A 16,252-nucleotide genomic window follows, 5' to 3' on the forward strand; every position below is an offset into this window, starting at 1 on the left:
AATACTTTTGTGCATTGTCTTTCTTGTAAGTTTCTATGATAAAGATAAGACAATTGGGGCTGATTCCTGTGAAGGAAGTTCAGCCCCTTATTTTTTGTTTTGTGATATTTTTATCGGACAGCAATAAATTATAACCACTATTTATATGGATTAGGGTGAAATGACATTATTTGTCTCACACTTGTCCTTGCACAAAACTATATTGTTGGAAATGGGCAGAGTTTGTACCGTCATGTAAAAACAATCTTTGCTACTGTTTGTCCTGCGGTGTGATTATACAGGTCATTGTCTTTTGGTTAGCGATAACATATAGATAAGGGAAAATGATTACATTTGAGGATACCCAATGATGAGTATAAGTAATTATAAGCACATATAATTTATTCTCTTTTATGGAAAACAACAAAAATGCTGGCAAGTTACCCGAGAATGCATATCGGGAACTGGGCCCAAATGAGAGTTATGAGCCGATTATGCCGGCTGGATCAAAGCCGAAGGAAGTTACTCCTTACTCGGTTTCGTTAGGTCTTTTGATGACTGTCATATTTTCTGCTGCTGCTGCATACCTTGGTCTTAAGGTCGGTCAGGTGTTTGAAGCTGCTATTCCCATTGCCATTTTGGCTGTTGGTCTGGGTACTGTGATGCGTAAGAAAAATATGCTTGGTCAGAATGTAATCATTCAATCAATAGGTGCCTGTTCCGGCGTAATTGTAGCGGGAGCTATCTTTACACTTCCTGCCCTTTATATCTTAGGACTGGAAGCAAGTTTCATGCAGATATTTCTTTCTTCTTTTATTGGAGGGTGTCTTGGTATTCTTTTGTTAATCCCTTTTCGAAAGTATTTCGTTAAGGATATGCATGGTAAGTATCCTTTTCCTGAAGCTACGGCGACCACAGAAGTACTCGTTACGGGAGAGAATGCCGGTAAGCAGATGAAGCTCCTTGCTGTCAGCGGTCTTGTTGGTGGTCTTTATGACTTTATCATCGGTACTTTTGGCTGGTGGACAGAGAATGTTTCTACCCGTATAGCGGAGTGGGGAACCGCCTTGGCAGATAAGTACAAAGTTTTGTTTAAAGTAAATACCGGTGCTGCTGTTTTGGGGCTTGGCTATATCATTGGTCTTCCTTATGCTACTATTATTTGTGCGGGTTCCTTCCTGGTTTGGTTTGTTATCGTTCCAATGATTGGATATTTCGCTCCCGGTATGGAGCATGCTGTTGGCGAGACCAATCTTTTGATAAGTCAGATGACACCCGAGCAAATCTTTTCTAATTATGCCAGACCCCTTGGTATCGGAGGTATTGCGATGGCCGGTATTATTGGTATTTTACGCTCTGCCGGTATTATTGGGCAAGCTGTAAAATTGGCAGCGACTGAGATAGGTGGTAAGCGTGCCAAAGTAGAAACGGGTGTTCCTCGTACACAGCTTGATCTTTCTATGAAGACAATTAGTATGGGTGTTTTGATTGCTTTGATTGCAACAGTATTGTTCTTCCAATTTAATGTACTTTTCAACTGGGGATACACATTTGTTGCAGTTGCTATTGTCTTTATTATAGCATTCTTGTTTACGACAGTAGCTGCCAACGCAATTGCTATTGTAGGTAGTAACCCCGTTTCCGGTATGACCCTTATGACTTTGCTTTTGACCTCTATGGTGCTCGTTGCTGTTGGTGTTAACGGTAAGCAAGGTACTACAGCTGCAATGATTATTGGCGGTGTGGTTTGTACTGCTTTGTCGACAGCAGGAGGCTTTATCACAGACCTAAAGATTGGTTATTGGCTTGGTACAACTCCCAAGAATCAAGAAAAATGGAAGTTCTTAGGTGTATTGGTGGCTTCTGTAACTGTGGCGGGAGTGATGATGGTCCTTAATAAAACATATGGTTTCACAGGTCAAAATGCTTTGGTCGCTCCTCAGGCTAATGCTATGGCAGCTGTGATCCAACCTCTTATGGAGGGAGGACAGACTCCATGGATTCTATATATTGTAGGTGCTGTGCTTGCACTTATCCTTACTGCTATTGGTGTGCCTGCATTGCCATTTGCTCTTGGTATGTTTATCCCTCTTCAGCTCAATGTTCCACTATTGATTGGTGGCTTGGTAAGCTGGTTTGTTAGCACGAGGTCAAAAGATGCCGCACTCAATAAAATGCGTAAAGAAAGAGGTACTTTGATTGCTTCCGGATTTATTGCAGGTGGTGCATTGATGGGAGTAGTCAGTGCTATCTTGAAGTATTTCAATTTCGATGCTTATGCTACAGCTTGGAATGCTTCGAACGGAGCTGAATGGTTGGCAATTGGTATGTATGTCCTCATCATTGGATACTTTATCTTCGATAGTTTGAGAGGTAAGAAAGAATAATAACAAACTCTATTTAATTAAATATTATTGAATATGGAATTGAAAGAAAGATTTTTAAAATACGTCTCTTTTGATACTCAAAGTGATGAGTCTTCAGAGAGTTTTCCATCAACGGATAAGCAACTTGTTTTGTTGAAGCACCTTGTTGAAGAAATGAAGTCTATCGGACTGACCGAAGTAGAGATGGATAAACATGGCTATGTTATGGGTACTATCCCTGCAAGCAAAGGGTGTGAAAATGCCCCTGTCATAGGTTTTATTTCCCATGTGGATACTGCTCCCGATATGAGTGGAAAAGATGTGAAGCCACAAATTATTGATAATTATGATGGTAAAGACATCAAACTCAATGACGAGTTGATGATGACGGTGGAAGATTTTCCGGAACTTTCATTTTTCAAAGGTCATACTTTGATTACCACTGATGGTACGACTCTTTTGGGTGCGGATGACAAAGCAGGAGTAGCCGAGATTATGACGGCAGCTGAATATTTGATGAGTCATCCGGAGATAAAGCATGGAAAGATTCGCATTGGATTTACTCCTGATGAGGAGATTGGTCGTGGTGTAGACTATTTTGATGTTGAAAAGTTTGGTGCTAAGTTTGGGTATACTATGGATGGCGGTCTTGAAGGAGAACTTGAATATGAAAACTTCAATGCTGCATCAGCGAAGCTTTTTGTACAAGGTCGCAATATCCATCCGGGATCAGCCAAAGGTAAAATGATCAATGCTTTGCAAGTAATTTGTGATTTGCATCAGATGCTTCCCGTAAACATGCGTCCGGAGTATACTTCTGACTATGAAGGTTTTTATCTTCTAATCTCTATGGAAGGTGCCGTTGAATCTGCAAAATCTGCATATATTATTCGTGATCATGACAGAGATTTGTTTGAGGAAAAGAAGGTTATTCTTCAAGCTGCAGTTGACTTTATGAATAAAAAATACGGCTCAGACATAGTCAAATTGGAGATGAAAGATCAATATTACAATATGTCTCAGATGGTAAAGCCTCATCCCGAAGTTATCAATAAGGCTATTGAAGCCATGAAGATGGCAGATGTGAAGCCCAAGATTCAACCAATCCGTGGTGGTACAGATGGTGCAAGACTTTCATATATGGGACTGCCTTGCCCCAACATTTTTGCCGGAGGTATGAATTTCCATGGAAAGTTTGAGTATACATCTTTGGATTCAATGCATAAGGCTGTCCAAGTTATAATCAATTTGGCAAAGCTTTGGGCAGAGTGATATAAGATATATCAATACCTGAATAGGTAAATACAACCCCATATGCCGAGTGTCTTTTGCTCTGGTGTATGGGGTTTGCCATATCTTTTAAGTTCAATTTGTAGCGTGTGATAATTACGAAGGAGCGAGGTAAATATTTTTCACTCATATAAATTGGTCCTGAGCAGTTGAATCAGGGGTATACTTTGTGCTTCAAATTTTTTTAAACAAAAGAGACTCAAAACAACTCTTATCTATTCTGAAGTCCTTATAAACTGAGATTAGGGAAAGGCAATGCCGGAGATAGATGGAATAAAAAATATATCTCATATCAATCAACTTTTAAGATTTGCACAGATTTATGTGCTTTCATAATCTGTTTAGATGAATAATTGAATGTTTTTTTGTATTTTTGTCGGTCTTGAAAGGTTATTATAAACAATAGATCAGATTAAGATGGAAATTATTGATGTTGTAGGTCGTGAGATCTTGGATTCAAGAGGGAATCCAACCGTAGAAGTTGATGTTTATTTGAATGGCGGAATCATGGGTAGAGCTGCTGTTCCAAGCGGAGCATCTACCGGTGAACATGAAGCAGTAGAATTGCGTGACGATGATGATAAGAGATACAATGGCAAAGGTGTATTGAAGGCCGTTGCTAACGTGAATGACATTATTGCTCCTGCATTGTTGGGTATGGATGCATCTGATCAGAGAGAGATTGACCATATGTTGCTTTCTCTTGATGGAACTTCCAACAAAGGTAAGTTGGGTGCCAATGCTATTCTTGGGGTTTCTCTTGCTGTAGCCAAGGCGGCTGCCGCATATTTGGAAATGCCTCTTTATCGCTATATAGGTGGTACTAATGCATACATATTACCTGTTCCGATGATGAATATCATCAACGGGGGATCTCACAGTGATGCTCCAATCTCATTTCAAGAGTTTATGATTCGTCCTGTTGGAGCAGCGAGTTTCCGTGAAGGTCTAAGAATGGGCGTTGAAGTTTTCCATGCACTTAAGAAGGTCTTAAAGGGCAAGAAACTTTCTACAGCAGTAGGCGATGAGGGAGGTTTTGCTCCGGCTCTTGCTGGTACAGAGGATGCTTTGGACTCTATTGTTGAAGCTATAGAGAAAGCCGGATATGTTCCCGGCAAAGATGTTAAGATTGGTCTTGACTGCGCTTCAAGTGAGTTCTATATTGATGGCAAGTATGACTATCGTAAGTTTGAGGGAGACAAAGCAGCAGTACGAACAGCTCAAGAGCAGTGTGATTATCTTGAAGGTCTTATTGCTAAGTATCCGATTGATTCTATTGAAGATGGTATGGATGAGAACGACTGGGAAGGCTGGAAACTTCTTACTGATGCTATCGGTGATAAGTGTCAGCTTGTAGGAGATGATTTGTTTGTTACCAATACCAAGTTCTTGAAAAAGGGTATTGATTCGGGATGTGCCAATTCTATTTTGATTAAGGTAAACCAGATTGGTACACTTACTGAAACATTGGACGCTATTGCAATGGCTCAGGGAAGCGGTTATACTACGATTGTTTCACACCGCTCCGGGGAGACAGAAGACAATACCATTGCCGATATTGCCGTAGCTACCAATTCGGGTCAAATTAAGACGGGATCGCTTTCTCGTTCGGACCGTATGGCTAAGTACAACCAGCTTCTCCGTATCGAAGAAGAATTGGGCGAAAAGGCCGTTTATGGCAGAAAGTTCTAATTTGAACTGATTACTTTCCCCTCGGGGGAATATATTTTACTTACAAAGGAGAAGGGAATGTGTCAAGTGAAATTTGACAGATTCCCTTTTTTATACATTTATGTGAATGTCCATAATAGTGACTTTTGAATAATATCTTACAAAAAATTAGACTTGAATTGTGACGTCACTAATTAAAAAATGTATATCTGTTCATCCTTTGTGATTTGTATTATTGATACTGTACAATAGAAACTGCAGAAGTTAGTTGATGTGGTCATCAAAATTGGTAAGTAAGATTGATAAATGCTCTGTTATTCAATATGAACTCTGATTGATTTATGTGCCTATAGTCTTTTATAAAATGAGTCTATGCCGTCTGCCATGGAGTTAATAAAATTGTATGATATTGAATCTGAAAAGTCTATCAATGGCTTATGATAAGTGATGATAAAGCTCATGATTATGCGGTCTTTAAGATCTTCGTGTGGAACCTTGTTTATGAGGAACGACTTTTTTGTAACTGTAAGTCTTTAGTCTGATTTCTATTCTTTAGATATTGCATATTCAATTTATTTTGATGAAGCATTCTTTTGTATCTTTACAATCGTAAAATTTAATTGAAGATATGAAGAAACTTCACCGAATCTCGCTTTTTCTTATCCTGGTTGGAATTGCTTTCTCTCAGGAAATCTTTTCTCAGTCTCGTTGCAACTCCTCTTGGTCTGACAACAAGTTTAGTATGTTTATCCATTATGGTTTGTACAGCCAACTTGGGGGAGTATGGATGGGAAAGCCCATTGAACAGGGTTATAGCGAGCAGATATTAAGTTTTGGAGTGCATTTTTCAGATTGGTACGAAGAGGTGGCGAATGATTTTAGACCGGAGAAATGGAATCCCGATTCTATTTGTAATCTCGCTAAAGATGCAGGGATGCGTTCTGTTGTGATGACCGCTAAGCATCACGATGGTTTTTGTATGTACAACACTTCTACAACAGATTATAACGTAGTCAAGACTTCACCTCTTCACCGTGATCCTCTAATGGAATTGAGTAAGGCATGTAAGAAAAATGGACTCAACTTTGGTATCTATTTCTCACTTATAGATTGGCATTTCCCGGCTGCTATGCCGATCTCTTCCCATAATGCAGACAGCATAACTCCGGCACACCACGAGTATAATCTTAAGCAGGTTAGAGAACTTCTTACCAATTATGGACCGGTAAGTGAGCTTTGGTTTGATATGGGGTCGCTTACTCCGGAGCAAAGCAAAGAACTCTATCACCTTGTGCATTCGCTTCAGCCTGAATGCAGGGTGAGTGGAAGACTTGGCAACGGATACCATGATTTTAGTGTGATGGCAGACAATCAACTCCCGGATGTTCCCTATTTATATCCTTGGCAAACTGCAGCATCCATTTATCCGGAAACATGGGGATACAGATCTTGGCAAAAGCATATTCCCATAAAGGACAAGGTTAACGAAAAGATAAGAGATTTGGTCAAAGTTGTGGCTCGTGGAGGTAATTACCTTCTCAATATTGGTGCCAAAGGAGATGGATCGGTAGTGCAATACGAACAAGCCGTTTTAAGGGGAGTGGGAAGCTGGCTCGCTTTCTTTGGTGATGCTATTTATTCGACCAATCATACGCCATTTGCCCATACATTACCTTGGGGGGAATGTACTACAAAAGGCAAATTACTTTATCTTTTTATCGATCCAACTTATATGGGGAAGCAGATTCAACTTCCTTGTACAGGAATTAGACATATTGCAGTATATGGAACTAAGGGTGGACGAATACCATTTGAAGTGACGAATAATGAAACTGTATTTACGGTTCCGAATTCAGGCGAGTTTCCTTGGATTGTTTTGGAGGCTGATTTTGATGATCTCAATCTTGACCACAAGATAGACCATTCTTTGCCTTTGAATATTCTTGGTGGAACTCCTTTATTTGCTTATACATGTGGGGATTATTATACCGGACGAACAATTCGTGTGGGGCAGAAATGGTTAACTGCTGAGATGCCTAAAACTATTGCATACCTTGATGAAGAGATAGATAAAACATATAATTTGGTTCTTAACGGAGATACTGTACAAGTAGTTTTAGATAGTAAGAAGGCATTGAGAAAGAAAACAAATTGGAAGAAGCTCTCTTTTTCGGAACCTCTGGTGCGATATCCGGTAGGGGGGACATTGGGAGCTATCCCTGATAAGTTTTTCTCTAAAGCTTTCGGTTTTGAAGGTTGGAAAAAGGTAACACCGGAAACAAAAACGCTTCCTTACGGACCTTTGACAGCTTGTTTTGTAGTACAAGACATTGAAGCAAAGTGTGATATGGATCTTCCGGTCAAAATTGTATATAACAATGGTGGGTATATTAAGCTCAATGGACAATTGATATACTCGGATTTTCAACGAGGAAAGAAGATCAATTCCAAGATTGTACTCATTCCTTTAAAGAAGGGTGCGAATAGAATCATTGCAAAATTTTACAATCGCTTTGGTGATAGACTCAAATGGGATTTTGAACCTCTCTCTTCTTACAAGTATTTTGAAAAAGAACTTCCAGCTTGTGTCAAGTCAAAAAAACTTAACTTTGTGGAAATCTTACATAGTAAAGATGCATTTCCCATTGATGATATGGATATTCTTAATCTGAGACTAAGATAATGTGTCGTGCTTACTTAGTTTTATTAGAAACAGAAGATATTGGTCTTGTATAGCAAACATTAAACTGTTTGTTATCTTTGTCATACATTTAGAACAATTTCAAAACCCTATGTTGCCGGAAGAAAAAAATAATAATAAACCCCTTGAACTGGATAAGAGATATCTAAGAATGGCATTTATCTGGGCAGAAAATTCTTATTGTCAAAGAAGACAAGTAGGAGCTCTTATTGTTAAGGATAAGAGAATAATATCAGATGGATACAATGGTACACCATCCGGTTTTGAAAATATATGTGAAGACGAAAACAATGTTACGAAGCCTTATGTTTTACATGCAGAAGCTAATGCCATTACAAAAGTGGCAGGGTCGGCAAACGATAGTAGAGGCTCTACGATATATGTTACAGATTCGCCTTGTATCGAATGTGCAAAATTGATTATACAAGCCGGTATTGTGAGGGTCGTTTATGCAAATGAATACAGACTGAAAGAGGGGATTGAACTTCTCAAAAGAGCCGGTGTGCAGGTCGATTATATACCAATCAATAAAGATTAACAACATAAGATGGAAGAAGATCATTCCGACAAACCACTCTGCCATAAGAAAAAGGCGGGGGTTTCGGTTATTTACATCCTAATAGGATTTACGGTGGCAGCCTTAGCTGTCTTTTCCGGATATTATTTGGGAAGACGCGAAGGTGCAGTAGGAAAATACTCTAAGTTGAGTGCTTTGCTGGAGGTGATAAACGAGGAATATGTAGACTCAATATCACCCGATTCTTTACAAGAGAGTCTGTTGCCACTTTTACTTGAGCAGTTGGATCCTCATTGTTCTTATCTGCCACCTGAGGTGAATAGCGGAGAGACGGCAAGACTTGAAGGTTCTTTTAGTGGTATTGGTATTCAGTTTAATACGATTAAAGACACCGTCATTGTAATCAATGCTATTGATGGAGGTCCATCAGCAAGAGCTGGAGTCAAGCCCGGCGACCGCATATTGGCCGTTAATGGGCAGAGTCTGCTTCTCAATCCAATGGAGAATGACAGCATTATGTCTCTTCTAAGGGGAAAAGAGGGTAGCATTGCAGCATTAAGTATTTTAAGGAAAGGCAAAAAACAAGATATTCGAGTGACGAGAGGGCCTGTACCTATCTATTCTTTAGATGCAGCATACGAAATTGAGCCGAGGGTAATGTATGTCAAACTCAATGGTTGGACTAAGACAACTTTGCAAGAACTTTTGGCCTCAATCTCCGAAAATTTACGAAGAGGACTCGATGGTATGGTACTTGACTTAAGAGGTAATGGTGGTGGATATATGGATGTTGCCATAAATCTTTCAAATGAGTTTTTGAAAGCTGGTCAGGACATAGTCATGGTCAAGGGACGAGCCTATCCAAAAGAGATAGTGAGAGCCAATGGATCCGGGGTATTGAAAGATCTTCCACTTGTTATTTTGATGGATGAATTGTCGGCAAGCTCAAGCGAAATTTTCGCAGGGGCAATGCAAGATAATGATAGGGCAATGATTGTAGGACGTAGAAGTTTTGGTAAGGGACTTGTTCAGCAAACCTTGGATTTTTATGACGGTTCGTCTGCCCGTCTTACAGTGGCCAGATATTATACTCCTTCCGGACGTTGTATTCAGAAACCTTTTGTTCGTGGTGACAACTTGGATTATAATATGGAACTTCAGCAAAGATTTGATGATGGAGATCTTTACCGTACCGGCCAACCTCCAAAAGATCCAAAACTTGTGTTCAAAACGATTGGAGGCCGATTGGTATATGGTGGAGGAGGTATCTCTCCGGATGTCTTTGTCCCTGCTGATACTTCCGGGCTGACAGCCTATTATTTAAGATTGGCGAGGTCCGGATCGATTGCAAAGTATGCGTTTGTGTATGCAGATAACAATAGAGATAAGTTGTCAAAATTCGATACAGAGGAAGAACTTATTAGGTATCTCGATACACAAGGATTGCTGTATAAACTTGCCAATTTTGCTGCAACTGAAGATGGCATTCAACAGCGTACAGGTGCTTTACAATTCTCAAGAAAGCTACTACTACAACAGTTGTATGCTTTGATAGCGGATGATATATTTGGCCGTACTTCAATGTGGCGAATTACGAATATGGGGGATAAGACCATTGAAGAGGCTGTAAAATTGATAAAGCAAAAGAAAGCATGGCCATTGAAAAAATAAATTGACATCTTTGGTTATGTAAATCATGTGTACTATAAGGGTGTGTCACAAATTCGTGTTGGTGGCACACCCTTTTTATTTCTATTCATAAACTTAGAGGCGGCCTAAATTATTTGAGCCTAATCAATATTTTGACAGAATATTTGAAAGGCAACAAAGAAGTTGGTAAACACAAGATGCTATGATGACTATTTATGTCCAATTCGAAGATGTGAAGTTTGTCATACTCTTGTTTAGAAAAGCAATACCAGCTTGATATAGTTTTATGACAAAAGTCTCTTCTCTGATAACATATCTTGATTTAACCCAAAAATGTCGATAGAACATCGGAGTATCATATACATTCCAATCCACAAAGCCATTTGTGCCTTTATAACATCACACCAAAACAAAATGTTGGGGAAAATTTAGAAGATGATAATCATTTTGTAAGATCCTAAAGTGATGATATATAATGTATTAAGAAAAAAAGACTCCTAATGACAGTTATTTCAACCTTCTATCAACGACAAATCTGGGTTTAACGAAGTTTGAAGCAGATATAAAGAAATGGCAGTTTTGATGCTGTATAGTTTAATCCTTTTCTAAATATTTGAAGTATAGATATTTACATTCTTCTCTATTAAGTTGTCTTATTATGTGTTTTAGATATCAACAAAGTCAGTTATTGGATTTAAAATGGTTTTTAATGCGATATCATTGACTTTTTGATATCTGTTCGTTTGTTTTTCCTACATTTGTGTGTCAGAAACGGATTCCCTTAATGAGAACTCTACTGATAGGTTATAAAAATAAAGACTAACTTTATAGTCCTGATATAGAAGAAAATTTTATTACATAAACAAAATCAGTTATGAATCTTACTCACATCGAACATCTCGGTATTGCAGTTAAGAGTATCGAGGAACAAATGCCTTACTATGAAGGTGTTCTTGGACTAAAATGTTTCGCTATCGAAGAGGTAGCAGATCAAAAAGTGAAAACAGCGTTCTTCTGGGTTGGTCAAACAAAACTTGAGCTCCTTGAGCCAACAAGCGAAGATAGCCCTATCGCTAAGTTTATTGAGAAGAGAGGCGAAGGTATTCATCACATTGCTTTTGCAGTGCCTGATGCAGGTGAAGCTCTAAATGAGATGGCATCAAAGGATATCCGTCTTATCGATAAAGCTCCTCGTAAGGGTGCAGAAGGCCTCAATATTGGCTTCCTTCATCCAAAAAGTACTCATGGTGTCTTGACCGAACTATGTGACTGTAAAGATAAATAACAGCCGAAAAATTGTCCGATTTTACTCTTTGGTGAGAGAGTCGGATTTATGGTAAATAATCTAATCAAAATAGCTTTTTCAATAAAGATGAGCAATCAATTAGACAAAATTAAAGAGCTTATTCAGCTCCGCGAAGAAGCCCGCTTAGGTGGTGGCGAGAAGCGTATTCAAAAGCAGCATGATAAAGGCAAATATACAGCTCGTGAGAGAATTGCACTTTTGCTTGACGAAGGCAGCTTTGAAGAAGTAGACATGTTTGTGCAACACAGATGTACGAACTTTGGTATTGATAAAAAGAAGTTCCTTGGCGATGCTATTGTAACCGGTAGTGGTACGATTGATGGTCGTTTGGTGTATATCTTTGCTCAAGACTTTACCGTGTTTGGTGGGGCCTTGTCAGAGATGATGGCTTCCAAGATTTGCAAAATCATGGATATGGCCATGCATATGGGAGCTCCTGTCATTGGCTTAAACGATTCGGGAGGTGCTCGTATCCAAGAGGGTGTGAATGCTTTGAAAGGATATGGAGAAATCTTCCAGAGAAATATTTTGGCTTCCGGAGTTGTACCACAGATTTCAGCGATCTTTGGTCCTTGTGCCGGTGGTGCTGTTTATTCTCCTGCTTTGACTGACTTTACAATTATGTCAAGAGGAACTTCTTATATGTTCTTGACAGGACCTAAAGTCGTTAAGACTGTAACAGGCGAAGATGTATCGCAAGAAGATCTTGGTGGTGCTTCTGTTCATACAACAAAAAGTGGTGTCGCTCATTTTGCTGTTGACAACGAAGATGATGGTTTAAGACTTATCCGTCATTTGCTTAGCTTCCTTCCTCAAAATAATATGGAAGAGGCTCCATTTGTTGAATGTGATGACCCAATTGACAGATTGGAAGATAGTCTAAATGAGATTATCCCCGATGAGCCAAATCGCGCATACGATATGTATGATGTGATTGGTGCTGTTGTTGACCATGGTGAATTCTTGGAAGTTCATCAAGATTGGGCTAAGAATATCATTGTTGGTTTTGCCCGTTTCAATGGTATGTCGGTAGGTATTGTGGCTAATCAACCAAAGGTAATGGCCGGTTGTCTCGATAGCAATGCCTCTCGTAAGGCTGCTCGTTTTGTGCGCTTCTGCGATGCTTTCAATATTCCGTTGGTAACATTGGTTGATGTTCCTGGGTTCTTGCCAGGTACAGGTCAAGAGTACAATGGTGTGATTACTCATGGTGCTAAATTGCTTTATGCATTTGGTGAAGCTACAGTGCCTAAAGTAACTGTTACTTTGCGTAAGAGTTATGGCGGTGCATATATTGTGATGAGTTCTAAGCACCTTAGAGGTGATATCAACTATGCATGGCCGTCTTCTGAGATTGCAGTGATGGGTCCAAGTGGAGCAGTAGAAATTATCTTTGCAAAAGATGTTAAGGAATCTGATGATCCACAACGCACAGCATTAGAGAAAGAAGAAGAGTATCGCAAGGCTTTTGCCAATCCTTATAATGCATCTTCATATGGTTATATGGATGATGTGATTGAGCCAAGAAATACTCGTTTCCGTGTTATTCGTGCATTGGAGCAGCTTCGTACAAAGAGACTTACGAATCCTGCTAAGAAGCATGATAATATGCCTCTATAACTCATATTTAGCGGCTAACGCCTCAAAAATCAAATATGAAGAGAAGGCTCTCACTTCTATTAATAGGCATATTGCTGGCTGTAGTTGTTCATCCCATCAAAGCTCAAAAAGCTTCACAACTGAGGCTTAATGAAGTTTTGATTAAGAATGAAACAAACTATGTTGATCACTATGGCAACCGGAGTGCGTGGATAGAAATTTACAATACTTCGGCTGCTACGGTCAACATCAAAGGCTGTTACTTGACGGATGATCCCAATAATTTGAAGAAGTATCCAATCCCAAAAGGAGATGTGCTCACGGCGATACCTCCACATCAGCACCTGTTGTTTTGGGCTGATGGCAGGTCGGATAGAGGTACTTTTCATCTTAATTTTCTTTTGGATCCCGACAAGGACAACTACATAGCTCTTGTAAATGCTGATGGTTCGACAGTAATTGATCAGGTAACCATTCCTGCTGCAAGTATTGTTGCTGACAGGAGCTACGGTCGTAAGATGGATGGCAAAGATGGTTGGTCTATATTGAGCAAGGTAACTCCAAGTACCAATAATGTTACTTTAGACAGTAATGAAAAAATAGATCGACTAAAAAATGAAGACTCCATTGGCGGAATCATGACTATCACAGCTATGACTGTAGTATTCTCTGCGCTTTTGATGCTTTCGATTGCCTTTATGATTATTGGCCGTCAAGCTATTTCTTTTTCGAGAAGGCGAGCTTCTAAGCAATCAGAGCAACAAGAAGTCAGTGAAGATATGGTGTCCATACCCGGAGAGGTAATCGCAGCAATGTCGATGGCCTTGAAGAGCGAGTTGGATGATTTGCATGACGACGACTCCAATGTTTTGACCATTTGTCGAGTTGAGCGCAAGTACACACCATGGAGCTCTAAGATTTATGGGCTGAGACAACTTCCTGATAGAAGTATGCAACCACGCTTTAGAAAATGATGACTAAGATGAAGAAAACAGATAAAACAAGCACAGCCAAAAAAACAGCTGCCAAAAAGTCTACTACGAAGAAGGCTTCTTCTAAAAAGGTAGAAGTGGCAGAAGAAGTATATGCGGCTATTGCTATGGCTCTCTACCAGGAGGGTTATGATGTTCATGATGAGAATCCGCGCTTTACACTTAAGCGCACTCCATCGGTATCGGCATGGGGACTTAAGAGTCATCTCATGTTGAAAGAACCTCAGAGATATTAACAGAATACTCATTACTTAATAAGACATACAAACCATATGAAAGAGTATAAGTATAAGATTAATGGTAACGAGTATAAGGTTACCATTCAAAGCATTGAAGGCGATAAAGCAGAGTTGGAAGTGAATGGTACTCCATACAAAGTAGATATCGTTGGTGAAAAGAAGAAGGCTATCGCAAAGCCGGTTATTAAAAGACCTACTACATCTGCTCCTGTGGCAGCTCCTGCTGCCAGTGCACCTGCAGCAACTCCTGCCGGTGGTGCCGGTATCAAAGCTCCGTTGCCGGGCGTTATTATTGACGTTTGTGTAAAGGAAGGAGACGAAGTTAAGAGAGGTCAGAAGGTGGCAGTTCTTGAAGCTATGAAGATGGAGAATGCTATCAATGCCGATCGTGATGGTAAGATTGTTGCTGTCAAGGTCAACAAGGGTGATAGTATCCTTGAAGGTACTGACATCGTTATTATAGGTTAATGTTATGGGAGGCTTCGGTAGTTTCTTAGTAGACAACCTCGAGGTCTTTCTCTCGTATACGGGATTTGCAAACGCCACGTGGGGTCATTTTACAATGATCCTCGTGGGTTTGTTGTTTATATTCCTGGCTATCAAATACGAGTTCGAGCCTCTACTGCTTATTCCAATTGGTTTCGGAATCTTGATTGGTAACATCCCTTTTAAGGATGCCGGATTGCAAGTTGGTATTTATGAAGAAGGATCAGTGTTGAATATTCTTTATCAAGGTGTTTCGAGAGGTTGGTATCCGCCACTTATCTTTTTGGGTATTGGTGCCATGACTGATTTCTCAGCTCTTATATCGAATCCTAAGCTGATGCTTATTGGTGCTGCAGCGCAGTTTGGTATTTTTGGAGCATATATAATCGCTCTTCAAATGGGTTTTGAACCAAATCAAGCGGGTGCAATAGGTATCATCGGAGGTGCAGATGGTCCTACAGCTATTTTCCTTTCTTCCAAATTGGCTCCGGATTTGATGGGCGCTATTGCGGTGTCTGCCTATTCGTATATGGCGTTAGTGCCTATTATACAGCCCCCATTTATGAAGTTGCTTACGACGAAAAAAGAGCGTGTCATCCGAATGAAGCCACCTCGTGCTGTAAGTACGACTGAGAAGATTATATTTCCAATAGTAGGTCTACTCTTGACCACGTTTCTTGTGCCATCGGGATTACCACTACTTGGAATGTTGTTCTTCGGTAATTTGTTAAAAGAGTCGGGTGTGACAAAGCGTTTGGCTGAAACAGCACGCGGTCCACTCATTGACGCTGTTACCATCTTGCTTGGTGTGACCGTAGGAGCTTCTACACAAGCAACGCAGTTTTTAACTTTGAGCTCAATCAAAATTTTTGCTTTGGGAGCATTAAGTTTTATTATTGCTACATGTGCAGGAGTCTTGTTTGTCAAGATTATGAATCTATTTCTTAAGGAAGGCAACAAAATCAATCCTCTTATAGGTAATGCCGGTGTATCAGCCGTTCCTGATAGTGCTCGAATTTCACAAGTTGTTGGACTAAAATATGATCCGACTAACTATTTGCTAATGCACGCAATGGGCCCAAATGTGGCTGGTGTCATTGGTAGTGCGGTTGCGGCCGGTGTGCTTTTAGGTTTTTTGGCTTAATAGCTCGATGAGAGGGTTGTTCCCTCAAAACAACATTGAATATAACATACTTTATAAAGAGTTCGACAAGAGTGTCGGACTCTTTTTTGTTCAGTGGAGCATAGTACGAGGCGGTTTTACCCTGAAAAGTTGAAAACGGGATACTGTTGATACTGTTCCGAAAAGGGTGTCTTTTAGGTATTCAATTGATACTGTCCCGAAAAAGTGTGTAAGACCCAAGACAATTATCTTTGAAAAAGAAAAAATAAAACGATAAACAGTATGGATCTTACACGCACACAAATTAAAGAAATTATTTCGAATCAACTGACA

At 39.8% G+C, this 16,252-nt stretch carries 12 protein-coding genes; all 12 read left to right on the plus strand.

Translation table 11 applies throughout. The annotated features are described in order from the left end of the window. Positions 1–392: 392 nt before the first annotated feature. The 12 genes from ACFO3G_RS06195 (at position 393) to ACFO3G_RS06250 (ending at position 15,940) form a co-directional block, all read left to right on the plus strand. A complete protein-coding gene (locus tag ACFO3G_RS06195) occupies positions 393–2,366 on the plus strand; it encodes an OPT family oligopeptide transporter (RefSeq protein WP_380079013.1) in 1,974 nt (657 codons plus the stop codon). 33 nt (positions 2,367–2,399) lie between these two features. Continuing rightward, the gene (pepT, locus tag ACFO3G_RS06200; protein ID WP_380079015.1) at positions 2,400–3,617 is read left to right on the plus strand and encodes a peptidase T; all 1,218 of its coding nucleotides are present in this window, start codon (positions 2,400–2,402) and stop codon (positions 3,615–3,617) included. Between the two features lie 435 nt (positions 3,618–4,052). Continuing rightward, positions 4,053–5,327, plus strand: coding sequence for a phosphopyruvate hydratase (gene eno / locus ACFO3G_RS06205; protein ID WP_380079017.1), 1,275 nt, complete (start codon positions 4,053–4,055; stop codon positions 5,325–5,327). A 607-nt stretch (positions 5,328–5,934) separates the two neighbouring features. Next, on the plus strand, positions 5,935–7,989 hold the full coding sequence (locus ACFO3G_RS06210; RefSeq protein WP_380079019.1) for an alpha-L-fucosidase: 2,055 nt from the start codon (positions 5,935–5,937) through the stop codon (positions 7,987–7,989). Between the two features lie 109 nt (positions 7,990–8,098). Beyond that, positions 8,099–8,545, plus strand: a complete 447-nt coding sequence (locus tag ACFO3G_RS06215; protein ID WP_380079021.1) for a deoxycytidylate deaminase — start codon at positions 8,099–8,101, stop codon at positions 8,543–8,545. Between the two features lie 9 nt (positions 8,546–8,554). Continuing rightward, the gene (locus tag ACFO3G_RS06220; RefSeq protein WP_380079023.1) at positions 8,555–10,195 is read left to right on the plus strand and encodes a S41 family peptidase; all 1,641 of its coding nucleotides are present in this window, start codon (positions 8,555–8,557) and stop codon (positions 10,193–10,195) included. A gap of 853 nt (positions 10,196–11,048) precedes the next feature. Continuing rightward, complete coding sequence (gene mce / locus ACFO3G_RS06225; RefSeq protein ID WP_380079025.1) at positions 11,049–11,459, plus strand: methylmalonyl-CoA epimerase; 411 nt, start codon at positions 11,049–11,051, stop codon at positions 11,457–11,459. An 87-nt stretch (positions 11,460–11,546) separates the two neighbouring features. Beyond that, complete coding sequence (locus tag ACFO3G_RS06230) at positions 11,547–13,100, plus strand: acyl-CoA carboxylase subunit beta (RefSeq protein ID WP_380079027.1); 1,554 nt, start codon at positions 11,547–11,549, stop codon at positions 13,098–13,100. Positions 13,101–13,135: 35 nt separating this feature from the next. Continuing rightward, on the plus strand, positions 13,136–14,053 hold the full coding sequence (locus ACFO3G_RS06235) for an OadG family transporter subunit (protein ID WP_380079029.1): 918 nt from the start codon (positions 13,136–13,138) through the stop codon (positions 14,051–14,053). 8 nt (positions 14,054–14,061) lie between these two features. Then, positions 14,062–14,307 (plus strand): hypothetical protein, encoded by a 246-nt coding sequence (locus ACFO3G_RS06240; RefSeq protein WP_380079031.1) that lies wholly within the window; start codon positions 14,062–14,064, stop codon positions 14,305–14,307. 36 nt (positions 14,308–14,343) lie between these two features. Beyond that, positions 14,344–14,778 (plus strand): acyl-CoA carboxylase biotin carboxyl carrier protein subunit, encoded by a 435-nt coding sequence (locus tag ACFO3G_RS06245; protein ID WP_380079033.1) that lies wholly within the window; start codon positions 14,344–14,346, stop codon positions 14,776–14,778. Between the two features lie 4 nt (positions 14,779–14,782). Further along, complete coding sequence (locus ACFO3G_RS06250) at positions 14,783–15,940, plus strand: sodium ion-translocating decarboxylase subunit beta (protein ID WP_380079035.1); 1,158 nt, start codon at positions 14,783–14,785, stop codon at positions 15,938–15,940. Positions 15,941–16,252 lie beyond the last annotated feature (312 nt).

Origin of the sequence: Falsiporphyromonas endometrii (assembly GCF_042654485.1) — a bacterium.
Classification (GTDB): Bacteria; Bacteroidota; Bacteroidia; order Bacteroidales; family Porphyromonadaceae; genus Porphyromonas; species Porphyromonas endometrii.